The organism is Halobacterium hubeiense, from assembly GCF_001488575.1.
In the GTDB taxonomy this organism is placed as follows: domain Archaea; phylum Halobacteriota; class Halobacteria; order Halobacteriales; family Halobacteriaceae; genus Halobacterium; species Halobacterium hubeiense.
This window is the reverse complement of sequence record NZ_LN831303.1, coordinates 120048-142937: the sequence shown is the minus strand read 5'-3', so window position 1 is coordinate 142937 and position 22890 is coordinate 120048. Positions and strand designations below refer to the sequence as shown.

The following is a 22890-nucleotide window of genomic DNA, read 5'->3' as shown; positions in this document are numbered from 1 at the left end:
ACAGCTGTCGAATCGAACGCCCGTCGGGTACGTTTCAGACGCACCGGCATGTGGTTGAAGCTACGAGACCTCCTCAAGCTGCGAGAAATGATCGAGACCGCATTTCAGACGTGCCCTTGTGAGGGTGAAGGGGTGTGCAGTTATGCCATATTGGTAGAAAGAACTAAGTTGACAGCGGGGAAATAGGCTGTTGATGAAGCCAATAATATGATGCTTGCCTCAGGGGAGTAGATATTCCTGGTATCTACTCCGGGCCCTAGGCATGTAAGCACCATACGGAAACTGCTGCGATAGGTGAGTATACTCCCAGCACTCATGATGGTTGTGGCTTGACGAGGCACCCAATCTGTATCAGATGAACGCAACTGCGGTTGAAGTTACCAGTATGGTGCCAACACCGTCACAAGTTTCAGATGAACTTCGGTGAGGTGGGTGCTGGCATGTACTTCTCATCAGGGGAAAAGAATAACTACCATAGGATCGATACCTAAATCGACATAACACTGTGAGATTACTAGTACGGTTACACGCGCGGGCTGATACCGCATACGACAACGCGTATCACCCCAAGCTCCGAGGTAGGATCTGGCAAGCGTTGCAGGGCACGGAGTACGAACAGTATCATGACGAAAACCGCCCACCGGGATTCAATTACAGTAACCCCTTCCCGCCGGGAGATATGCAGGAAGGAGACGAGCGAACTCTGCTGATTTCGGCCCCGCAAGAGCAATTACTGGCCGATGTTGCAGAAGACCTGACCGCCGATCGCGAGCTCAATATCGGCCAGATGCCGTTCCATATCGACGAACTCACGTCACTGTCACCGGATGTCGGCGAACCTGGGAGCAGCGGGACGATCGAGACTGGCACTGGACTCCTCGTGCGCATCCCACCATGGCGTTGTGACGATTATGGAATTGAGAACCCCGGCGAAGAGGCGGTGTATTGGCAGCCAGAACATACAATCGAGCCACTGCGAGAGCAGCTCGAGGCGAATCTCGACCAGAAACACGATCTATTCAGCCCGGACTACCTTCCGGGCCCAAGCGACACTGAGGGTGATCTCTTCGAGGGGTACGAGCTACTGAAGACGTTCGCCGTCCCGCTCCAAGTGACCGCAGATCAGGAGCTGACCTTCGTACTCTCGAAGTGGCAGTTCGACTATACCGTCCGAGACGACGACCATCGACGCCACCTCAACCTCGCACTGGACTGCGGGCTCGGGGAACGAAACGCGCTGGGGCTGGGATTCTGTAACCTGGTCGAAAAGCGCAACCCGTACGGCAAACCAGCGGCGGAGGTCCATGGATGAGCCTGCTCCCGGAGCCGTCGACGTTCGAGAATGACTATGACGACGAGGAACTGGCAAGTGAACTCCCGGACCGGCCGATCACCTCACTCCGCGACCTCCAGTACGTCTACGGCCGTCTGTACACGCTTGCGACCGCGGGGGGTGGCGAATACGCGGCCTACCTGACGCCGGAGAAATCCACGGACCTGTTCGATGAACCGGAGAGCCTACTCTATCTCCGCATCGATCTGAGTGGGAACGAGCCCCGCTTGGACCCTGACCAGCCAGTCGGCGTCGAGAGCTACGGTAAGGGGAAAGTCGAGGCGGTTGCCCACTCGTGGTACGACTCCGCGCGTGGGTTCGACCATAGCGTCACCCACCGAACGGGCAAGAGCAAAGAGCCCGAAAAGGTCGCGGAGTATCTCCACGAGCGACTCACTTCGTGGGCTGCCGACGACGTGATCCAAGAGGCTGCCGCCGATCACGAAGACAGGTGGATCGTCGACGCACTCGCTGCACTCGGCGAGAGTGAGGGGCTTAGAGAGCGCATCGAGACGGCCGTCGACGAACAGCTCGACGGGAAGACCACGGCGCTCACGACTGTCGCAGTCAAACTCGATTCTGACGGTGAGTATCTCCTCCCGGGTGAGGCGAGTTCGGTGTTCAACGAAGCAATGCGGGCGCGCAAGCGATCGAAGCTCGTCTCAAAGGGTGAAGCCACGAACTCCGTGGGTGAGGCGACCGATCTCGTGACCGGTAGCCGAGGCCCGACCGTCGGGACGGCTGAAGATCCGCTGAACTACTTCCTCGGCAAGCAGCTCGAGAAATTCCCCGGGTTCGATCCGGACGAGGCATGGCGGACGCACCCAGTCTCGGAAGACGTTGCAGTGACGCTGATGAACGCGAGTACGTTCGTCGACGCCTGCGACTACTACACGATGGGAGCGAACATCTACTACCTTCCGTACTTCTTCGGGCGGCTCGATCCGGCAGACGCGAGGGACCTCTACGGACTTCTCTACGACCTGGTACACGCCGGAGAGATGAGTCCGCTCGAGAGCGCCTATCGAAGCTATCAGGACACCCCGCGACTGCAGGAAGCGGGAGAACGCTTCCGGTTCTACGTCGCCGCGGTGATGGAACACCAGACGAAGCGCTTCGACGTGTTCGGCGACAGCATGGACGGAACGCTGTTCTCACCCGTCGAGCTCACCAGAGCCCACCAGCGGGTACTTCGGTCGTGGCTGTACGACGCGGAAGGTGACGTCGACCACCCCGATCCGGGGCTTCGAGCCGCGTTCCCGACACCGGACAACTGGGACATCTTCGTTCCGGAGGAGTCGGCATTGCTGAGCATCCTTGCAACTGGCTGGTACTTCGAACAGACGTTCGCGCCGGCCGATGACGACGACGCAAGCGCCGACGACTACCGAATCCGTGCGCTCGTGGCTGTACTCTCGAGCGAGCCGCTCGATGTCGAGAAGGTGCTCACAGAGTACGTGGAACGATTGCTCGAGGACGAGGGCGAGGAGTTCCCGAGCTTCCGTGTCTCCGCACAGTACGCACAGCTCTGTGCGCTCGCCGAAGCGGGGCTTCTCACCGGACGCGACGCGTACGAACCGGTCGCAGAGCCGCGGCAGTTGACACACGATCATACAGACGATATGCAACAGGACACACCAGCCCGAGCCGACGGCGGGAACGTCGCCGCGGCCCGGGAGACGAAGCTCGAACAGTTCCTTGAACAGACACCCGCTCTCGCGGCGGATCAGCCCGAACGGCGTGGCAGTTTCCTCCTCGGCGTACTGGTCGGCCAAGTGACCGGCTACCAGCAGGTGAGCGAGGGACGCTCGACGACGCTCATCGACCAGTACCCGATCAAGGCCGTCACGGAGTCGAAGCTAAAGCGTCTCGCGAGCGACGTGCTCGATAAGAACGTCGTCTACTCCCGGGAGAACAACATGGCGGGGACAATGTACCGCGAGGTCGTCGATCGGCTGGTGACGACGCTCCCCCAGATCGACATCGACGGCGACTGGGAGCTCGACACGACCGATCTCCGATTCTACTACTCGCTCGGAGTCGCCTACGGAATGAACAACTGGGCGAGCAGCGACGACGAACAGGCCGACGACCAGCCCGAAACTGCGGAGGAAGAAGCATGACTGACGACACATACGCTGACGACAGCTACGACCCCGTGACGAACCGATCCGAGATCGTCTTCTGCTACGACGCCGTCGACGCCAACCCCAACGGCAACCCTCTGAGTGGGGCGAACCGCCCGCGAATCGATCCCGAAACCCAACAAGCAATCGTGACGGACGTCCGGCTGAAGCGTTACCTTCGCGACCAGCTCGACGACGACGGCCATGGGGTCTACGTCCGGAACGTGAAAAACGAGGCGGGCAAGCAGTCCTCGCGGGAGGACCTCCTCGCCGACCGGATGCGTGAACTAGACCCGGACGACTGGGACCTCAGCGATCTGGACGACGATGAGGCAGCCGAGCTCCGCGAGGAAGTGTTCGGCACGTTCCTCGACGCAAGCGCCGACGTGCGGTATTTCGGTGCGACGATGAGTGTCGACATGAAGGGGAACTACGAGGGGTTCGAAGACTACCTTCCGGACCACTTCACCGGGCCGGTCCAGTTCTCGCCCGCGAAGACGCTCCATCCCGTAACGGAGAACGAGGAGTACAACAGTCTCACGAGCGTCATCGCGACTGGTGAGGGGAAAGAGCAGGGTGGGTTCGACCTCGACGACCACCGAATCCAGTACGGCTTCATCGCGTTCCACGGATTGGTCGACGAGAACGGTGCCGCCGACACGAAGCTCTCCGAGGCGGACGTGGAGCGCCTCGACACCCTCCCGTGGCGCGCGATCAAGAACCAGACCATCAGCCGGAGCAAGGTCGGCCAAGAGCCACGACTCTACCTCCGTGTGGAGTACGAAGACGAGAGCTTCCATCTCGGTGGCCTCACCCGTGACCTCGACATCGACGAAGAGCGCTCGGCCCCTGTCGACGAACTCCGGAACGTCCGGGAGTTCACGCTCGACGGGAGCGATCTCATCTCCCGGCTGGGCCGCCACGCCGACCGTATCGCCCGCGTTCGTGTCGTCGCCAGCGACGTGCTCGACGTGACCGTCGGCGACGAGGTCTACACGGCAGGCGACGAGGCCGGCGAACACGGCTTCTACGACGCGCTCCGCGAGGCTGTCGGCGACGCGGTCGAGGTCGTCGACGTCTACGACGAAGCCGCTGCGACGATGCCCGAGTGATGGCCCAAGAGTCACTCGAGAGCTGGACCGACGAGGACGACCAGCTCCCGGAGACGTGTCTCTCCTTCGAACTCCGCGGGGAGTGGGGTCACTTCCGACGGGTCGAAGGGAACATCGTCAAACAGACCTATCGGATCATCCCCCGGACGACCCTCGCCGGCCTCGTCGCCGCGATGCTCGGGCTGGACCGCGACAGCTACTACGAAGCGTTCGGTCAGGACGTGTCGGCGGTCGCGGTGGAGCCGATCGCCGAGCTCCGCACGATCAACATGCCGATGAACACGCTCTCGACGGCCAAGGAACACATGATGACGATGCCCAGCCGCGGGCATGCACGGATCTCGATGCCTGATCCGTCGGAGCTCCGCCAACAACACAACTACGAGGTGCTCGTCGAGCCGGCCTACCGCGTGGATCTCCGGCTGGCGAACGACGATCTCCGGGATCGACTACAGGACCGGCTCCGCGACGGGACGTCCTACTACCCGCCGAGTCTCGGCCTCTCGGAGCATCTCGCGGAAGTCACGTATCTCGGTGAGTTCGAGGTAACGCCGCGTGAGCGCGAGACGACCGACGTCGATTCGGCAGTGCTCGAGGCAGTCGACAGCGTCGAACTCACCCCTGAGACGGAGGTCAAAGTCGAACGCTCGCCGGCGTTCATGGCGGCCGACGAGGGGGGCCGGACGACGACGGCGTTCCAGTCGGTCGCGTACGCAACCGGGGCGGAGCCACTCCGGGTGCAGGACGTCGAGACCCACGAGGTCGACGGCAGACGGGTGATGTTCTCGTGAGCCGCGAGGGGGCGTAGCCATGGCCGAGTTTACCGACCGACCGTCACACATCGGACCGAATGGGGAACAGATCCCGCTCGAAAAGCATCTCGACGACATCCGCGAGCGGGTCGGATGGCTCGTCCCCGACGACGCCGAGACGCCGGCGGGGAACTCGCTTGCTGAGTTGGCAGGAGTGGTGGCGCAAGTCCACGATTTCGGGAAGCTGACTTCTTGGTTCCGCGAACACCTCCTCTCGGACGACGCACAACCGGACGGACCGAAACATCACGCGCCGATCTCGGCGCTGCTTGCTCACTACGCGCTGGAGGCACGCGGGTTCGACGGTGCCGATCCTCTCGTCGGCTTTCTAGCCGTCGCGAGACACCACGGACGCCTCCCCGATACGGCCGACTACGTGCACCGGGCGAGCGTCGAGCAGTCAGGACGGGTCCAGACGCTCTATCGATCTGATGCGCTCGAACAGGCAGCACACCTTAACGAGACCGTTCCTGAACTTGCCGAGATACTCGTCGACCAAGCGACCAATAGCGGTGGCGACTGGGAAACGTTTCACGAACGGCTCGACGAGTCAGATACAGCTATCGAGCTCCCGTGGGTGGCGGAAGCCGTCTGTAGTGGCCGGCGACTTCGCCCGGCACCGGAGAAGCTCCCGTCAGGGTTCTACGAATCAGTGCTGCAGGTCTGGAGCGCGCTCGTCTTCGCCGACAAGGCGAGCGCGACGTACCTGTCGACTGGTGTCGAAATCGGCCGCGAGGCCTACCGATCGCCGATCCCCGAGCGGCGGGCGATCGACAACTACATCGACGAACTCCAGACTGCGAACGCTGAGACAGAGCTGGACCCCCGAACGGAACAGATGAACGAGCGGCGCGAGGACGCTCGACAGGCAGTTCACACTCGCGCCAAAGAGTTCGTCGACGACGACCGGAACGTCGCGACGCTGACGCTCCCGACGGGCATGGGGAAGACCCTCACTGGACTGGACGCCGCCTTAACCGTGCTCGAGGAGAGTGAGATGGCGTCGAACCCGAACGGGGGACGTCTCGTCTACGCGCTGCCGTACACGTCCATCATCGACCAGGTGGCCGAGCAGAGCCGCGAACTGTTCGAGACCGACGACAGAGGCGAACGGCTCACCGTCGACCACCACCTCGCGGATACCCTCGTCTCGCCGCCGGGCGAGCCCGAATCAGTCGCCGACGACGCCGTCGAGAACGTCGCCGCCCTCCTCGGCGAGAGCTGGCGGTCGGGGATGGTCGTGACGACGTTCGTCCAGCTGTTCGAGAGTCTGGCCGGGCCGACAAACGCACGCTCGATGAAGCTCCCCTCGCTGTACGGGAGCGTGATAGTTCTCGACGAACCGCAGGCGCTGCCGCTCGAGTGGTGGCCGCTCGTGGACCGACTGGTCGAACTGTTGACCGAGGAGTACGGTGCATCGGTGATCGCCATGACGGCCACCCAGCCCGAACTCCTGTCTGCGGGCGACCAAGAGCCGTTCTCCCTTGTCGCGGATCCTGATCCGTACTACGACGAGCTGGACCGGCTCGACTTCGTGCTTCACCCGTCCGCGATCGCGATGCTTCCCGGGCAGAACGAGACAGGGGGTGAGATGAACGACGACGCGGAGTCAGCAGCACTCCCCTACGATCGAGCCGGCGAACTCGTCGCGAACCGGGCCGACGACCGTAAATCGGTGTTGGCGATCTGCAACACAATCGACAGCGCGCGCGAGCTCGCCGAGTCGGTGGACGACAGAACGGCACCGCTGGACATCAACGAGGTGTACGACGAACTGCTCACCGCCGCGGACCGATCGACCAAATCGATACGCTCCGAGCGGACGCTTGCCGATGCAGTCCGTCGACGACGACCGGGGCAGCCGCTGTTGGTCCACCTCACGACACGCCACCGGCCGTGTGACCGACGCCACCTCATCGACGTGGCGTCCGACCTCGCCGAAGCGGGTGAACCAGTGTTGTTCGTCTCCACCCAGCTGGTCGAGGCGGGCGTCGACGTGAGCTTCGACGAGGTCATCCGTGATTTCGCGCCGATGGACAGCCTCGTGCAGGCTGCGGGTCGATGTAACCGGTCATACGACCGCAACCGTGGGCGCGTGACAGTCTGGCAGCTCGCGCCGCCGCCGAACCGCGAGACAACGCCCGCAAGCGCGGTCTACGGTCGAGGAGAGAGCCTCACCAAATTGACTGGCCAAGCGCTGGCAACGGTCTACGACGGTGACCCGATGCCCGAGCCAGACGTTACTCGAAACGCCGTCGAACACTACTTCGACCTGCTCGATAGGCGTGACATCGGTGCCGACGAGTACGTGGAGTACCTCGAGCGGGCAGAAGCCGAACAGCTCGGGCGACTCTCGCTCATCGACGAGCGGCCCGCCGTCGACGTGATCGTGACGAGAACGGCCGATGAGCGCGAGACCGTCGAAGAGATCCGGCGAGCGTTCGGCGAGTACCGGTGGGACGACCTGGACGACCTCGTCGAGTCGACCGCGGACTGGCAGGTCTCCGTCCCCGTCTACCCCGGCGACGACGACACGATGGAGAAGCTCGCTGCATGCGAGCCGCTGTTCCCCGACACCGACCGGCTGGTGCTCGACGGGCGCCCGGGACGGCATGACGGCTACTTCGACGCCACCGACGGCGTCGTCATCCCTGACACGAGCGTGGAGGCACGTCTACTGTGAGCGATCCCGTCTCTCGGCTGGTGGCCACGGCACAGGGCGACGCCGTCGACAACCCGTTTCGCGTCACTGGCGTGATGATGCAGTACTACTACGTCTGTGAACGCGAGCTCTGGTTCGAGAGCCGGAACATCGAGATCAACCGGGAGAACGCAAGCGTTGCCCGAGGGACCCGCGTCGATGAGTCCTCCTACGGCGAACGTTCACAGGAGAACCTTCGACTCGGGATGATCGCTCTCGACCTACTTGAAGACGGTCGAGTGGTGGAGGTAAAACCCTCATCGACGTTGACAGAGCCAGCGCGAATGCAGCTCTCGTACTACCTCTGGTACCTCGATCGGGTATTAGGCGTCGAACGTGAGGGCGTGTTGGCACACCCGACTGAGCGTCGACGGGAGGGCGTTTCCCTCGACGACGACCGATGCGACAAAGTCGAGTCGGCAATCCGAGGGATTCACGCGATCGTGACCGCGGACAGTCCGCCGGAAGCCACTGAGAAACCGTACTGCGAGTCGTGTGCCTATCACGACTTCTGTTGGGTCTGATTATGGACAAGAACTACCACATCTTTTCGGACGGCCGCATCGAACGGAGCGAGGATACAGTTCGGCTGGAGACCGATAATGGCGAGAAAAAACATATCCCCGTCGAACACGCTGAGGCGATCTATCTGCACGGACAGATCGACTACAACACGCGGCTGATGTCGTTTCTCAATGACCACGGCGTTGCTATCCATGTCTTCGGCTGGAACGATCGCTATGCAGGGTCACTGATGCCCGAACGCGGGCAGACGAGCGGTCGAACTGTCGTCGAGCAGGTCCGGGCGTACGACGATCCCGAGCAACGGCAGTCTCTCGCTGCCTCGTTCGTCCGTGGGAGTATCCACAACATGCGGACGAACGTCACGTACTACGACAGTCGGGAGTACGAGCTCGGGGGCGTAATCGAGGAGTTGGACAACGCGACTGCGCGTATCGACGACGCTGGCGATATCTCCGAGCTCATGGGTGTGGAAGCGACGGCCCGGAGAGCGTACTACCAGACGTTCGAGGCGGTTCTTCCCGACTCGTTCGCGTTCGACGGCCGAGAGTACAATCCACCACCGAATCCGGTGAACGCGCTCATTTCGTTCGGGAACAGTATGGTGTACGCAAACTGTGTCTCCGCAATCCGTGCTACCGCACTTGACCCGACCATCAGCTATCTCCACGAGCCGGGAGAACGGCGCTACTCCCTTTCGCTGGATATTGCCGACCTGTTCAAACCAGTGTTAACGGATCGGCTGCTGTTTAGACTGGTCAACCGTAAGCAGATCAGCCGAGACGATTTCCGAGACGAGGTTGGCTCCTGTCTACTTAACGAGGAAGGGCGAACGACGTTTCTGAAGGAGTTTGAGGAGACACTCGAGCGAACAGTCGAGCACCCGACGCTGAACCGGAAGGTGAGCTATCAGTATCTGCTTCGCTTGGAGGTATACAAGCTCAAAAAGCACTTGTTAACCGGCGAATCCTATGATTCGTTCAAGCGGTGGTGGTAGATGTACGTCATCGTCGTCTACGACATGGAGGCTGACAGGACCCACCTGATGCTGAAGCTCTGTCGCCGATACCTTGTTCACGTCCAGAACTCAGTACTGGAAGGGGAAATCTCGGAGGGAGATCTAGCGACACTGAAGGGGGAAATTGAAGATCTCCTTCAGAAGGGAGAATCAGTCATGGTCTACGAACTCTCTTCGGACCGGCTATTGAACCGTACCGTGTACGGGGACGACCCGACCGAGGATAGTCGGTTCCTCTAGCTGATGTCGACCCCCCGGGGGTTTTGGGGGGATTGCGGGTCGACGGAAATGATGAAGTGTATACCACTGGTAGAGGTGATATGGTGGGCAAAATCACCATGGTTTCAGACGTACCCTCGTGGGATTGAAGCGGGATGTAGAAGACGTGAACCGTCGAGTTCGTGCCGGTTTCAGACGTACCCTCGTGGGATTGAAGCCGCCCATTCGAGCAATCTGTCGTCCCAGAGCGTCATGTTTCAGACGTACCCTCGTGGGATTGAAGCGCGTCGTGTACATCTACGGGCGCGACGAGTTCCTCGTTTCAGACGTACCCTCGTGGGATTGAAGCATCACGTTGATGGCGCTCTGGGAGGCCATCCAGTCGGTTTCAGACGTACCCTCGTGGGATTGAAGCATTTGTTCAGACCGGGGTCGCCGAAGATAGCGAAGTGTTTCAGACGTACCCTCGTGGGATTGAAGCTGCGGGGAGAGTTCAGGGAACCCCTCAACGGTGTAGTTTCAGACGTACCCTCGTGGGATTGAAGCGGTTGGGCGGCCTGACACGACCAACAGGAACAGGGAGTTTCAGACGTACCCTCGTGGGATTGAAGCCTGCGGCACCGAGCCAGTCAGGTAAAGCGACCCTGTTTCAGACGTACCCTCGTGGGATTGAAGCGCTGCTGGCCGCACCCGGACGAACCCGACCACGTCGTTTCAGACGTACCCTCGTGGGATTGAAGCACGCTCGACCCGATGCTGCTGGCGGTGTTGCTGGCGGTTTCAGACGTACCCTCGTGGGATTGAAGCCGTTGGGTATACCGACGGCTTCGGCGCTAACGCACGGTTTCAGACGTACCCTCGTGGGATTGAAGCGCGGGTCGCCGTCCTCGTAGAGCGGACCATGCTCGGGTTTCAGACGTACCCTCGTGGGATTGAAGCGTCTCCTCGCTTGAGACGTTGACCGTCATGCCTCGTTTCAGACGTACCCTCGTGGGATTGAAGCCTGACGTGGCTGTTGTGGCTGGCGTAGCTGGCGCTCGTTTCAGACGTACCCTCGTGGGATTGAAGCCGTTGGGTATACCGACGGCTTCGGCGCTAACGCACGTTTCAGACGTACCCTCGTGGGATTGAAGCTCCTTGTGAAAGTCCACCTCGGGCGGTCGGAGCCGGGTTTCAGACGTACCCTCGTGGGATTGAAGCTCGGCGCAAAGCGTGTCGACGTCGCCGAGAACCTCGTTTCAGACGTACCCTCGTGGGATTGAAGCACGTCAAACTCAAGCGCACGCACCTACCACACCCAAGGTTTCAGACGTACCCTCGTGGGATTGAAGCGCCAATATCTCTGTTAACCCGGCAGTCCAAACCCGTGTTTCAGACGTACCCTCGTGGGATTGAAGCCTGCGCCTGCGCCTCTTCCGGGAAGTACACGTCGGTTTCAGACGTACCCTCGTGGGATTGAAGCGTCCTCGAGGCGCAGGACCTCGACAGCGAGGACGTGTTTCAGACGTACCCTCGTGGGATTGAAGCTGATGCCGGAGGTGAGGCCAGTGCCTGAAGAAGAGAGTTTCAGACGTACCCTCGTGGGATTGAAGCGGCGAGATGGTCGGCGCGACAGATGTTGCAGACGCTGTTTCAGACGTACCCTCGTGGGATTGAAGCAGACCGAACCATCGGCGGTGCGACTTCAGTATCATCGTTTCAGACGTACCCTCGTGGGATTGAAGCGACGAGCGCGAACGGCTACGCCGGCACCTCGGGGAGTTTCAGACGTACCCTCGTGGGATTGAAGCCGGCCACGTGATGGTGTTGTCGTCGGTCATAGTGGTTTCAGACGTACCCTCGTGGGATTGAAGCCGGATTATCTCGAAGAGGAGTCGGTGGTGCGTGGGTTTCAGACGTACCCTCGTGGGATTGAAGCGTTGAGGGTTTGGCAGTGCTGGCAGTGCTGGTAGTGTTTCAGACGTACCCTCGTGGGATTGAAGCTTCGTCTACGCCGGCCAGCAGTACAACCAGGACGAGTTTCAGACGTACCCTCGTGGGATTGAAGCCACGTTGGCGATCTCGATAGGAGTCGGGAAACGCCGGTTTCAGACGTACCCTCGTGGGATTGAAGCGCAGCGAACCGAGTAAGACGTACACGTTCCCGGTTTGTTTCAGACGTACCCTCGTGGGATTGAAGCTTGTGGTTGTCTATCCAGCAGCGGTCGGGGTCGCCGTTTCAGACGTACCCTCGTGGGATTGAAGCGTCAGAGACAACTACTGTATGGGACGGCGTTCGGGTTTCAGACGTACCCTCGTGGGATTGAAGCGACCAGAACGAAGTATTGTGGAGCGACAACAGTCCGGTTTCAGACGTACCCTCGTGGGATTGAAGCGCGTTGCCCGACCTGCCTCGGTCCGACCGACGAGCGTTTCAGACGTACCCTCGTGGGATTGAAGCTTCGGGCCGGCGTACGTGAACGCGCCGGAACCGCCGGTTTCAGACGTACCCTCGTGGGATTGAAGCCGACCATCCTCAACGGGGTTGTCCGACTCGCCGGAGTTTCAGACGTACCCTCGTGGGATTGAAGCTTATGGTGAACATGGTTGCCCGCCACCGCGTCAACAGTTTCAGACGTACCCTCGTGGGATTGAAGCTGCGGGAACTCTAGCGCGTCGTTCAGGCTAGTTACGGTTTCAGACGTACCCTCGTGGGATTGAAGCGTAACGTGAACGACCTTCACACCAATTCCATCCAACAGTTTCAGACGTACCCTCGTGGGATTGAAGCAATAACAACAGGCAAACGAAGATCCGAGAATATAACAGTTTCAGACGTACCCTCGTGGGATTGAAGCTTCAAGAGAATAACGTTACGTATGCCGCATATACGGTTTCAGACGTACCCTCGTGGGATTGAAGCTGGATAGCCGCAGTCACGCCATTAGTGGTTGCTCGTTTCAGACGTACCCTCGTGGGATTGAAGCCGCGTAGACGTATCCGAAGACGTGGTTGCGGAGTGTTTCAGACGTACCCTCGTGGGATTGAAGCAGGGCGTCGGCGAACTCACCGCCGTTGAACTGGGTTTCAGACGTACCCTCGTGGGATTGAAGCTTCCAGGTCGTCGACCGGACCACGAGACAGTAGACGTTTCAGACGTACCCTCGTGGGATTGAAGCAGCCTGGAGCGCGGCCTGCCGGAGGATGGCGATAGCAGTTTCAGACGTACCCTCGTGGGATTGAAGCGGGCGATATTGGTCCGTTATTGGTTGATTTTCAGCTGGTTTCAGACGTACCCTCGTGGGATTGAAGCGGCGGGCTGACGGAGAGTATCCTCGCGACGCTGTTGTTTCAGACGTACCCTTGTGCGGTTGAAGGCACGAGCATCCTGCGTGCCCTCGGGGACCTGGCCGTGTTACAGAAGAACGCTAGTGCGGTTGAAGCAGAGATATGGGGAGCCTAGAGAACAGCGGAAGTGATGGGGTTGCTAAAATCAGAGTTGTTTATATGCCATAGTTTCAGAGGAAACAACGGAGGTGGGTGGTCGGTGGGTTTATTGTTCCCTCTGTTCCATGTGGGCCTATATGGCCGACTTCACATTTGAACAAGACACCCAAATCTTCCGGGACCGGGACGCCCTCACGGAAGACTACACCCCAAACACACTCGTCGGCCGCGACGACGAACTGGAAGAATTCCACGCAGCACTCCAACCAGTCATCAACGACGAAAACCCCTCCAACATCTTCCTCTACGGCAAAAGCGGCGTCGGAAAAACAGCCGCCACACGCTATCTACTCACCCAACTCCAAGACGACGTCCAAGAAGTCACCGGCGTTAGCGTCACCGTCGTCGAAGTGAACTGCGACGGTCTCAACACCAGCTATCAGACCGCCATCGAGATCGTCAACCAGCTCCGCCCACATGAAGACCAAATCGCTTCAACCGGCTACCCTCAATCAAAGGTCTACCAGTACCTCTGGGAAGAACTAGACGCCTGCGATGGCACGGTTCTCATCGTCCTTGACGAAGTTGACCATCTCAACGACGACTCCATCCTCTACCAGCTAACTCGCGCGCGAGACAACGGCAACATCTCGGATGTCAACCTCGGTATCATCGGAATCTCGAACGACCTGACGTTCCGTGAGAATCTTTCATCGAAAGTCCGGTCGTCCCTCTGTGAGCGCGTGGTTAGTTTCTCTGCCTACGATGCACGACAGCTGCGGCAAGTCCTCAAACAGCGCGAGGAAGTGGCGTTCTACGATGATACGTTGAGTGAGGATGTGATTCCGCTGTGTGCTGCGCATGGCGCGCGTGAGTCCGGTGATGCGCGACGGGCACTGGATCTGCTGTTGATGGCGGGCGATCTTGCGAGAAAGAACCACGATGAGATGATTCGAGAGGAGCACGTCAATAGGGGGAAAGAAGAGATTGAGAAGGAGATTATCGCTGAGGGCATTTCGGATCTTTCCGAGCACGCACGGGTGCTCCTTCGGACGTTGATGAATATGACGACCGAGAATGCGACGCCGGCACGGACACAGGAGATTATCCCGATTTACCGAAAGATCTGTGAGGAGACAGGGAAGGACCCGGTGTCCGTGCGGTCGATTCGAGATAATCTTGCTGCCCTCAGCCAGCTCGGGATTACGTCTCGGAACGAGGTGAATAAGGGGCGGAGTGGCGGGAAGTTCGCCAAGCACGAGTTGGTGTATGAGGTTGAGACGGTGCGGTCCGCATTAGCGAGCATTGAAGATTGAGCCACTGGCTGCGGTTTTAGGAGAGGATGTTCTGAGAGAGGTCTTGGACACCCCCACCCCACTGCTTCCGCTGTTCTAGTGAAGAAGTGATGGGGATGGTCTTACCATCCCCATCATTTATCGAGTAAAGATGGAGTACGGACTAGTTTCGTACGCATTATTATAAAGGTATCTTCTAGAAAGAGACATAAACAGCACTAGCCAGAAAAGAGTAACAGCAAATCCAACCAGAGATAGCTGTCCTACCAGAAGCATCCACAACCAATCCAAAGAACAGCGGAAGCAGTGGGGTGGGAGGGAACCAAACAATCTCAATCTCCACCCCAAAGAACAGCGGAAGCAGTGGGGTCCCTCTTCCAAACTCGAACAATACGCTCACCCCCTAAACCCCGGTTTCAGACACCAACTAGCGCGAAAATTGAAAGCAATCCTTCCAGTAACGACTTCCCCGTGCATCACGATTAGTAGACCATACATGGAGAAACCGGCTGTTGATTCGCCGGCGTTCTATCAAACGCTCGTCGAACACGCATCAGAGGGAATGCTAACCATCGACGACGAGAGCCAGATCGTCTACGCGAACCCAGCCGTTGAGAAGATTCTGGGATACAAGCCAAGCGAACTCATCGGCAGCTCGAAAATGAAGATCATCCCCGAGCGCCTGCGGCCAATCCATGCAGCCGCCCTCGAAAAATACGTTCAAACCGGCGAGAAACATATTGACTGGAACGGCGTCGAACTCCCCGCACTCCACAAAGACGGCCACGAAGTCCCGACGCTGATCAGCTTTCGCGAACACGAGCTCAACGGCGAGCAATATTTTACCGGGATCATTCGAGACATCACAACCCGCCAACAGCGAGAGCAACAACTTCACACGCAAAACGAACACCTCGACGACTTCGCAGAACTGCTCGCCCATGATATCCGCAACCCCCTCTCAGTCGCACAGGGCTACACCGAGGTTGCTCAACACGAACAGGATATTCCGGCGTTAGCAGAAGTTACGGATGCACTCGACCGGATTGAGACACTCGTTGATGACGTGTTAACGCTCTCGAAGGCAGGCCAAGCAATCGGGGAAGTCGAACAGGTCACCGTTATCGAGCGCGTCAATCAAGCATGGCATCACGTCGAAACCCCGCAAGCAACCCTCCAGATCACCTCAGAGCTAGGCTCGATTATCGCCGACCAGAGTCGATTCCAAGAGTTACTTGAGAACTTGTTCCGGAACGCCATCGAACACACGGACGGCCCAGTCACGGTCCGTGTCGGTCGATTCGACGACGGAAACGGCCTGTATGTTGCGGATGACGGTCCGGGGATTCCGAGCGAAATCCGCGGAGAGATCTTCGAGCATGGGTATTCGACGCGTGAGGCTGGCACCGGCTACGGGCTCGCAATCGTCAAACAGATCGCGGACGCCCACGGCTGGACGCTTTCTGTAACGGCGAGCGACGACGGTGGCGCGAGATTCGAAATCACTGGTCTCCAAGACGATACCCCGAATCAGCTCTAACAGTTGTTGCAAATACGATCCCTTTATTCGGCGTGGACGGCGCTAGCATGCCGTTCCACGCCTACGCACTCGGTAATTCTTGAACAACACGTCTATTATTTTACCTGCTGATATGTAGGGTGGTGGGAAGCAGGGACGGTGGCCAGTACACTCGTGCCAACCCTGTCTATTCGGCTTTCACAACGAGAGTTACTGGCTTGTTTGGTCTCCCAATCGGTCGTCGAGCACTGTTGTGGCCAGTGACTTCTCGATCGGGGAGAGCGCATCTCCACCAGCTAACTCCTCTAAGTAGCGTTCGGCCGGCCCGGAGACCTCACCAAGACGCTTGATCGCTGCCTCCCGGCGATACGGGTCCACTGACTCGTCAGTCGCTATCGCCAGCAAGTCGCTCGCACTCTCTGGCAACGCCTCACTCTCCTCGGTATCGCGCTCGCGATCTCCCATCACACCCCTGTTTCGCGTCGCTAGCCAAATCTGTTTCTCATACCAGTCGTTGGCAGCCTCCTATCCGATGCGGGCGTGGATTTTCTCCGGTGGAGTTGTTGGCTGTCTCTGGTCCAGATGGTGATTATCCCTCGTGGAGCGGTTGTGCGAACCAGTATCCGTATCCAAACGGCACGATGCCGGCTGTGAAGCCGACTCCGAGAGGAAGCAGTCCAAATAGAATGCCGGCGATTCCGAGTGTCGCGGCGAACGCGGTGATTGCTGCGAGTGCGGTTCCGATTGAGACGCCGACGAGTCGGAGCCACTGGCGGCGAGCGGCGAAGACACCCGCGGCAGTTCCAACTGCGACGATAAACGCACTCATCGGACCGGTCACGAACCGACTGGGTGACCCAGTCTCGAACAGAATTGTTCCAAGGAGTGCGACCGGGATCGCGAGTGCGGACACCGCAATTGCTCGTCGTCCGGTCAACGGGCGATCACGCGTTGGTTCGTGGAACCGATACCCGAGCAGGCCGATCCCGACCGCAGCATACGCTCGACCGACTGGTGTCAGGACAAACCCGGCGAAGACTTTCGCAAGTTGGGCGAACACTGCCCCCTCGTTTTCGGGTGTGACGGCGTAATACTCGCCGTTCTGCTGGTATATCCCGGATTCGACGGTTAAGCCAGTCGCTGTGCCTTCCTTGAGTGCGGTTTTGACTACTGGGGGTGCATCAGCAACCGGGCGAACGACATCCTCGAATACTGTTTGCGGGTCGGTCGGCTGCATGCGGATTGTCGCATTCGTTGTTTCGGATTGAGTCGAGATTGTCCACGTGTAGTATTGGTCATTGTACCAGACGTATGGTGATTCGATATCGTCGATGACGATATCGAGTTCTGGGCCGAGACGGCCGGTATAGGAGCCGGTCGCTGCAGCTCTCTCAATCGGTCGCTGGTGTTGTGTCGCCGTGCCTGCGAGTTGGTCGTCGAGATTGGTGATGTTCCTTGCTGCGCGTGTGACTAGGTCCGAGTTCTCTCCGGGATCGACGGCAGTTGCAGTATACGTGACGCTTGCACTGTCCATGGAGGCGTGAAACGAGAAACTGAGGACGACGCCGACGACGACTAACAGGAGGACTGCGATAGTTCGGATGGAGGGAGGGGACCAGTTCATGTGTGGAAGACAGCACGATGCCGTCCTATGTTTAACGATTCGATACTCAGTCTTGTCGTATTGAATATTGGTACAGCCAATTCTGAGGAGGGTTGCTGAGTGGTGAGGATGGTAGGGTGTCGTCGGCCACTCCCCTTGGGTGCGGGCTGGCGCGATGGTTCAAACCGGGAGAGGCTGGTGTGGCGAGTCAGCCATGGCCGACGACAGTGGAGTGCTTTCGCCCAATCAAACTTATGTGGTTTGATTGGTGGCTCACGGAGCAATTGGGTCGGGGGGTGTCGCCGGCCACGTCGGGGTTGCTCCACAGATTTCCGCCACTCCCTAACTCTTCGTTGGCCGAATGGACTCTGTTTGGAGGATTGACGACCCCATCGACTACATACTCGGGAGTATGTCGTGTCGGTGCTGGGTTTCATGCAGGGAAACACCACTGAGGATGGTGTATGCCTGTCAGAGGCTGTCGTCGGCCAGGTGAGGTGCCTGTGAACCAACGCAGTCCTCGGCGGCCAGGGTGGATGGCCGACAGTGGCCGACGACACTACCAACTCGGTTCAGGATTCGTATGAGGGTGTCGCTGAGTTGCACGCGCAGAAACTCCACCGTGGGATTGGAATCGTGGTAGGTGTTGATAGTCAGGCCTTTCGTTTAGCAGTAGTTGAAAACGCAGACGTGGTATCAGGAATCACCGAGTAAGTCGGCGTGGAACGGCCTGCTGGCGTCGTCCACGCTGAATACAGAACTCGAATTTGCAACGACTGTTAGCATTGTTCTGGGCGATGGTACAGTTCGGGAGCGGCTAGGGTTCCCGTTATTTTGAGGGGTTGGTTGTAGCCGAACTTGGGGTCGCCTTTGTAATCTTCCCCAAATTCCGTCTCAAATATCAAGTATATCGCGCGTCCAAGTCCAACAAACTGCTCTGCCCGGTCAGATGAGGGATTCACGATAAAGTCCTCGATAGACGTGCCAAACTCGTGAGTCAACGATTCGATTTGATAGCCACGATTACCGTTACAGCCGAGGACTGCTCCTGCGGGAATGCTCTCGTCATTGCCCCCGTTATCTACCATCGATAATAGGGTGCCAATCAGAGCTTTTCGGAACTCTCCATCTTTGAGGAGTCCTTGCTGGCGCATTTTTACTGCCTTCCGGTAATCCAGAGCAGTGACGAAGTGTTCGGGATACTGTTTGAGTGCTCGCCCCTGTGTTCCCGTCATGGAGAAGTAATCCTTGCTTAGCGGTTCCCGGTAGACACTTTTCGAAGGCTTCCGAAGTGTATCACGTAAATACCAGGGGCTGAATCCTGGCCGATTGACGTACCGTATTTGGAACCCATCGTTATCCTTGAACATCAACAAGTACAGGGTTGTCCGCATTTCGCCAAAGGTACCGACCCGTTCCGGAGCAATCGGTGCACCAACGCCTGTCTCCCGGACTGTCTCCGGCTTGACACCGTCGTAGTCGGCTGATACAGGATGAACCGCCCGCGTTGAAGTGAGACTATACGCTGGGAAGTTATACCCGAGTTCTGATATTGCGTGTTCTGCGATATTCGGGACGATCTCACCGGGGAAATCTGCACTTGAGACTTCGTCCTCAGCAGCGATCAACGCATTCGTAAATGCGACAGGACCGGTTTCGTCAGTCGCCTCGTACAGCTCTTGTGTCCGCGTAACGATTTCCGCTGGCGTTCCAGGCGTCCCGTCTGTTGGTTGAACCGTCTCACCGGCCATGTATGCTTCAGCATATGCAACGTCGTTTAATCGGAGATCACGCCATTCATCCTCGGTCCGTGTATTCTCGATAATCTGCCACTCATTCACGTCATCTGGTGGCTGGTTATGGTCACCAACACCCCCCAGCGTCCCCGACTCATCGCTGAAAAAATACCTGAACTGGCGGTCTACAGGCGGACTATCTTGATCGTTATCCTGACCGTTACCAGTGGAACATCCTGCGAGAGTTCCACCGACGGCAGCCACTGTTCCGAGTCGTAACTTAGAGAGAAATGCCCGCCGATTCACACCTAGCCACTCTCTCAGCATGAAAAGTATGTTTCGCCCGGCGAAACTAGCAACACCCCGATCCATGAACAATCTCTTGAAGGCCTTCAATATCCCATCCAGCCCCATCCCCGGAAATCCGCGGGTGTACGACCAGCGAATCCGCCAAAGGCTTACCATCCGAACCGAATGAACCCCACGTGAAGGACCTGTCACACGCTCCTTCCACCCCCTAGGCATGCCTCCCGATGACTTGTCGCTTGGTCAGTGTCCGAACTGCGGCGAACCAATTTCTCACGCATGGCTGCTTGTTGAATACACGAAAGACGACGGAACTGACGGCGTCTGGGCAGAGTGTCCCTCGTGTGAGGATGTCGTCGAGCCGGAGTAGCCCTCCAGCACATTGCCCCTCCCCCTCCACGGCGTGGACGCCATGGCGCCCCGTCATAGGCTCTATTCTCTGGGTTAGCCCGATAGAAAACCGATGAGGTACAAAACTGCTTGCAGAGCGGAGTCAGTCCCGAGGACGAGACTTCCTGTACTCCGCCAAACCCGGTTTTCCTCCCGTTGCATCCAGCTAGACGCGCAATGATGATAAACTCAGGCTCTTTTGCGAACGTATGGACCGAACAGAGCTGTTCCTCGCCGCAATCATCTACCTGCTAGCTGCACAGGTATACGTGACAGGAGACATAGATACGCCTGACTTTATCGTAATTCCCGTTTTGATGATTCTGTTCTTATTCCCGTTTTACGTCCTCGGGGCTGCTATCATCGAATTCGGCGATAGTTGAACTGTCTGTACGTGGCTCATCTGAATCTCGGGAAGCGAGTTCTCGTGTGAACCGTCCGATTGCACGCTAAACCTATGGGTAGTTCAGAGAGCAGACATAGCAAACTCTTCGGTCACGTTTTATTTCCTCCTCTCAGTTGTCCTCCTATGAATGAGGCCTCGGAGACAGATCCGCCTGACGCTGGTGGCTTGCCCCTCCGCTCAATTGTCTCACGCGATCTGCTCGGAATCGTTCTGTGTATCGTGGGGGCATACGGTTTACTGGTGTTTTCTGGTCGTGTCTCGGTGGTCTTGGCGGGCGTAAACGGGATCGGTGCGGTTCTGATTTTCACCTCCGGCGCGACGACCTCGACAAATTCAGCGGGTTATTTCGTCGCGCTTGGATCGTGGTCGCTGTTGGCATTGAGTGGGCTGACAACCCGTATCGCAATTCCAATATTACTCACCGCATTCTGGTTTGGATTCAAAGCGGAACGACAAATCTGGACGGAACGAATCAACGCTTCATAGTTCGTCTAGAACAGAATCGCGGACTACCGAGTTTTTCCGTCAACGGTGCTTCAATCCTTCACAGGTTCGTCCGGAACACCACTCACCGTTATCGAAGTGTTCGTGGCGGATGCTTCAATCCTTGAGATGTTGAGGTTCTCGAACCAGCCCGCGAGGAGGAATGAACTGAGGACGCCAGTGTTGAGGACGATCGGGGAGGCTACCATCGACGCTAGAACCAGTCCTCGCTCTCGTCGTACAACTCTTCGTCGGCGTCCGGACCCTGCGCGGGCTGGATGCCTTGCTGGGAGAGCGCCGCTTCGAACTCGTCGAGAGACATCCCCGCGAGTTCTGCACCGCGGCTCAGTGAGATGTCCAGTTCCCGGTACGCCTTCGTCGCACCAGTCGTGAGGACTTGCTTACGCATGCGGCCGTCGGAGAGTTTAGATGGATGAGTCGGGGTCGGACGGTCGGTTGCCTCGGCAAGGTAGTAGTTAGCGTACACGATATCCTCGATCAAGTCCTTGTAGAGGGTGTCAACGCCGTCTTCTTGGAAGGTTACGAGGCGGCCGTTCAACGCTATCAGAATCGAGGGGAGCAGTTCGTCGACCTCCGTTTCGTCAGTAAGACTCCTCTCGTACAACGAAGTCAGTGAATCAGATAGTTTCTCGAGGAACACCGTCAGTATCAGCGACACTTCCGCCGCCTCACGATTCGCAACGACAACCTCTAGGAAGTCCTCTTGAACCTCTTCGATGTCTGGGTTCAATCGGTCGAACAGGACTGGAACCAGTCGTTCCACGACCTGAATTTCGAAATCGGAGGAGTTGAGGTCTTCCCCAATCTTGCCCTGAAGTTCCTCTCTGAAGATGCGCATCGAGTCAGTGAAGCGTTTCTCGGGAGGGGCCTCACATACTCCCTGAAGAACCTGCTTGATGACCTCCTCGTCGACGCCTGGAATTCGATTCAGGTCTTCGACGAACTGGTCCGAGAACTGCTTGAGCTGCTCGGCCGCCCCTTCGGGGCCGTTCGGACCAGAAATTGCGGACATAACTAACGGACCTAACTCACAGTACGCGCTCCCTCAGATAAAGTCCTAATGTGGTCGACGACGCTTCGCCGTCCAGTTTCACCGCGGTTGAAGAAGCTCTACAGGGAGAGGACCGACGTTCGAGTATGGGAAGTGACCCTGTCGCCAACGAAATCAAGCGAGATAGTTGTCCCGAGCGCGGCGAAAACGTAGTCGAAGAAGAGAAAGGACGGGTTCCAGGGTGACGACTGGCATCGCCTCTCCTGCACTAACTGCGAGTGGGCGCGGACAGTCTGAGTCAACATAGCCGAACGAGAGAGTTACCAATCCAGCTGGAAGTCTACGTGGACTGCATCGAGGGGAATATTGGCGAACTCGTCGTAGTCGTAAACTTGGAAGTGAGCCGGCTCAGGCTTGTCAAAGTCCGCAGGCGGGAGCTGTAGAAAGTGCCCGTAGAGGTGCGAAAATTCAGAGAGCGGAGTCGAAACGCTCGAGTCCAAGTGTCTCGAAATCGCCTCTTCATCGCCCTCGAACGGATTTTCGAGGAGGTATCCAATAATCTCGTTTCCCTCGCTCACAGGATCTGACGTTTGTCCTTGGACCTGCTCAACAGGCTGCACAGGCATCCTCTCGGGACGAGCAAGTCCGGTACTCGACACCGTTATCGACTCCGCTGTGCCGAAGTTCAGGTTGGATTCGTCGCCAAGTTCGTTGAGTGGGCGGGTGTCGATTGGATATCCATTGGTCAACAGCACGACTTTGAAGTGCCTACAGAAGTCGTTCGAGACCCACGGCTCAGCGTATATCACGAGTAACGACTCCGAATATGGGAGGTCAGGATTCGCAACGAAGACCGCTTCCTCGCACTTGT

The 22890-nt window shown here is 58.2% G+C and carries 19 protein-coding genes and 1 CRISPR repeat array; of the genes, 13 read left to right on the top strand and 6 right to left on the bottom strand.

What is annotated here, in order from left to right; all coding sequences use genetic code 11:
- Positions 1-505: 505 nt before the first annotated feature.
- The 10 genes from cas6 to HHUB_RS13820 all read left to right on the top strand — a co-directional run bounded on the left by cas6 (position 506) and on the right by HHUB_RS13820 (position 16104).
- Positions 506-1312 carry a CRISPR-associated endoribonuclease Cas6 gene (gene cas6, locus HHUB_RS13865; RefSeq protein WP_082687269.1) on the top strand — a complete coding sequence of 269 codons (807 nt, stop codon included), beginning with the start codon at positions 506-508 and terminating at the stop codon, positions 1310-1312.
- The gene (gene cas8b, locus HHUB_RS13860; RefSeq protein WP_059058537.1) at positions 1309-3456 is read left to right on the top strand and encodes a type I-B CRISPR-associated protein Cas8b/Csh1; all 2148 of its coding nucleotides are present in this window, start codon (positions 1309-1311) and stop codon (positions 3454-3456) included. The genes cas6 and cas8b overlap by 4 nt, the downstream gene beginning before the upstream one ends.
- A complete protein-coding gene (gene cas7b / locus HHUB_RS13855) occupies positions 3453-4571 on the top strand; it encodes a type I-B CRISPR-associated protein Cas7/Csh2 (protein WP_059058536.1) in 1119 nt (372 codons plus the stop codon). The genes cas8b and cas7b overlap by 4 nt, the downstream gene beginning before the upstream one ends.
- Positions 4571-5362, top strand: coding sequence for a type I-B CRISPR-associated protein Cas5b (gene cas5b / locus HHUB_RS13850; protein WP_059058535.1), 792 nt, complete (start codon positions 4571-4573; stop codon positions 5360-5362). Before cas7b ends, cas5b begins: the two co-directional genes overlap by 1 nt.
- 19 nt (positions 5363-5381) lie before the next feature.
- Positions 5382-8066, top strand: coding sequence for a CRISPR-associated endonuclease Cas3'' (locus HHUB_RS13845; protein WP_059058534.1), 2685 nt, complete (start codon positions 5382-5384; stop codon positions 8064-8066).
- Complete coding sequence (cas4, locus tag HHUB_RS13840) at positions 8063-8608, top strand: CRISPR-associated protein Cas4 (RefSeq protein WP_059058533.1); 546 nt, start codon at positions 8063-8065, stop codon at positions 8606-8608. Before HHUB_RS13845 ends, cas4 begins: the two co-directional genes overlap by 4 nt.
- A 2-nt stretch (positions 8609-8610) precedes the next feature.
- Positions 8611-9603 carry a type I-B CRISPR-associated endonuclease Cas1b gene (gene cas1b, locus HHUB_RS13835; RefSeq protein ID WP_059058532.1) on the top strand — a complete coding sequence of 331 codons (993 nt, stop codon included), beginning with the start codon at positions 8611-8613 and terminating at the stop codon, positions 9601-9603.
- On the top strand, positions 9604-9864 hold the full coding sequence (cas2, locus tag HHUB_RS13830) for a CRISPR-associated endonuclease Cas2 (protein ID WP_059058531.1): 261 nt from the start codon (positions 9604-9606) through the stop codon (positions 9862-9864). It abuts the gene before it with no gap.
- 101 nt (positions 9865-9965) lie between these two features.
- Positions 9966-13200: a CRISPR direct-repeat array (repeat unit 30 nt; unit sequence GTTTCAGACGTACCCTCGTGGGATTGAAGC).
- Positions 13201-13406: 206 nt separating this feature from the next.
- On the top strand, positions 13407-14585 hold the full coding sequence (locus tag HHUB_RS13825; protein ID WP_059058530.1) for an orc1/cdc6 family replication initiation protein: 1179 nt from the start codon (positions 13407-13409) through the stop codon (positions 14583-14585).
- Positions 14586-15060: 475 nt separating this feature from the next.
- Positions 15061-16104, top strand: a complete 1044-nt coding sequence (locus HHUB_RS13820) for a two-component system sensor histidine kinase NtrB (protein ID WP_082687268.1) — start codon at positions 15061-15063, stop codon at positions 16102-16104.
- Positions 16105-16293: 189 nt separating this feature from the next.
- On the opposite strand, the gene HHUB_RS13815 is transcribed toward HHUB_RS13820, so the two are convergent.
- From HHUB_RS13815 to HHUB_RS16725, 3 genes are all read right to left on the bottom strand, one after another.
- A complete protein-coding gene (locus HHUB_RS13815) occupies positions 16294-16548 on the bottom strand; it encodes a hypothetical protein (protein WP_059058528.1) in 255 nt (84 codons plus the stop codon).
- 124 nt (positions 16549-16672) lie between these two features.
- Complete coding sequence (locus HHUB_RS13810) at positions 16673-17707, bottom strand: hypothetical protein (protein ID WP_059058527.1); 1035 nt, start codon at positions 17705-17707, stop codon at positions 16673-16675.
- A 758-nt stretch (positions 17708-18465) separates the two neighbouring features.
- Positions 18466-19836, bottom strand: coding sequence for a hypothetical protein (locus tag HHUB_RS16725; RefSeq protein WP_143416461.1), 1371 nt, complete (start codon positions 19834-19836; stop codon positions 18466-18468).
- A gap of 109 nt (positions 19837-19945) precedes the next feature.
- Between HHUB_RS16725 and HHUB_RS17375 the strand changes: the two genes are divergently transcribed.
- The 3 genes from HHUB_RS17375 (at position 19946) to HHUB_RS16720 (ending at position 21010) form a co-directional block, all read left to right on the top strand.
- Positions 19946-20098, top strand: a complete 153-nt coding sequence (locus HHUB_RS17375) for a phage terminase large subunit family protein (RefSeq protein ID WP_238324102.1) — start codon at positions 19946-19948, stop codon at positions 20096-20098.
- Between the two features lie 229 nt (positions 20099-20327).
- Positions 20328-20501: a hypothetical protein gene (locus tag HHUB_RS17155; protein WP_169793424.1), complete on the top strand. Its 174-nt coding sequence runs from the start codon at positions 20328-20330 to the stop codon at positions 20499-20501.
- Positions 20502-20647: 146 nt separating this feature from the next.
- Entirely contained in the window at positions 20648-21010 is a 363-nt protein-coding gene (locus HHUB_RS16720) for a hypothetical protein (RefSeq protein WP_143416462.1), read from the top strand.
- Positions 21011-21060: 50 nt separating this feature from the next.
- On the opposite strand, the gene HHUB_RS16715 is transcribed toward HHUB_RS16720, so the two are convergent.
- The 3 genes from HHUB_RS16715 to HHUB_RS13795 form a co-directional block, all read right to left on the bottom strand.
- Complete coding sequence (locus HHUB_RS16715) at positions 21061-21216, bottom strand: hypothetical protein (RefSeq protein ID WP_157534010.1); 156 nt, start codon at positions 21214-21216, stop codon at positions 21061-21063.
- 5 nt (positions 21217-21221) lie between these two features.
- A complete protein-coding gene (locus HHUB_RS13805; RefSeq protein ID WP_059058526.1) occupies positions 21222-22040 on the bottom strand; it encodes a UPF0175 family protein in 819 nt (272 codons plus the stop codon).
- 299 nt (positions 22041-22339) lie between these two features.
- Complete coding sequence (locus HHUB_RS13795) at positions 22340-22828, bottom strand: hypothetical protein (protein ID WP_059058524.1); 489 nt, start codon at positions 22826-22828, stop codon at positions 22340-22342.
- Between the last annotated feature and the right edge of the window lie 62 nt (positions 22829-22890).

Bases quoted from the DNA above. Each gene is read 5' to 3' on its own strand.
- cas8b (WP_059058537.1), top strand. From the start codon at position 1,309: ATGAGCCTGCTCCCGGAGCCGTCGACGTTCGAGAATGACTATGACGAC.
- cas7b (WP_059058536.1), top strand. From the start codon at position 3,453: ATGACTGACGACACATACGCTGACGACAGCTACGACCCCGTGACGAAC.
- cas5b (WP_059058535.1), top strand. From the start codon at position 4,571: ATGGCCCAAGAGTCACTCGAGAGCTGGACCGACGAGGACGACCAGCTC.
- HHUB_RS13845 (WP_059058534.1), top strand. From the start codon at position 5,382: ATGGCCGAGTTTACCGACCGACCGTCACACATCGGACCGAATGGGGAA.
- cas1b (WP_059058532.1), top strand. From the start codon at position 8,611: ATGGACAAGAACTACCACATCTTTTCGGACGGCCGCATCGAACGGAGC.
- cas2 (WP_059058531.1), top strand. From the start codon at position 9,604: ATGTACGTCATCGTCGTCTACGACATGGAGGCTGACAGGACCCACCTG.
- HHUB_RS13825 (WP_059058530.1), top strand. From the start codon at position 13,407: ATGGCCGACTTCACATTTGAACAAGACACCCAAATCTTCCGGGACCGG.
- HHUB_RS13820 (WP_082687268.1), top strand. From the start codon at position 15,061: ATGGAGAAACCGGCTGTTGATTCGCCGGCGTTCTATCAAACGCTCGTC.
- HHUB_RS13815 (WP_059058528.1), bottom strand. From the start codon at position 16,548: ATGGGAGATCGCGAGCGCGATACCGAGGAGAGTGAGGCGTTGCCAGAG.
- HHUB_RS13810 (WP_059058527.1), bottom strand. From the start codon at position 17,707: ATGAACTGGTCCCCTCCCTCCATCCGAACTATCGCAGTCCTCCTGTTA.
- HHUB_RS16725 (WP_143416461.1), bottom strand. From the start codon at position 19,836: ATGGGGCTGGATGGGATATTGAAGGCCTTCAAGAGATTGTTCATGGAT.
- HHUB_RS17375 (WP_238324102.1), top strand. From the start codon at position 19,946: ATGCCTCCCGATGACTTGTCGCTTGGTCAGTGTCCGAACTGCGGCGAA.
- HHUB_RS17155 (WP_169793424.1), top strand. From the start codon at position 20,328: ATGGACCGAACAGAGCTGTTCCTCGCCGCAATCATCTACCTGCTAGCT.
- HHUB_RS16720 (WP_143416462.1), top strand. From the start codon at position 20,648: ATGAATGAGGCCTCGGAGACAGATCCGCCTGACGCTGGTGGCTTGCCC.
- HHUB_RS16715 (WP_157534010.1), bottom strand. From the start codon at position 21,216: ATGGTAGCCTCCCCGATCGTCCTCAACACTGGCGTCCTCAGTTCATTC.
- HHUB_RS13805 (WP_059058526.1), bottom strand. From the start codon at position 22,040: ATGTCCGCAATTTCTGGTCCGAACGGCCCCGAAGGGGCGGCCGAGCAG.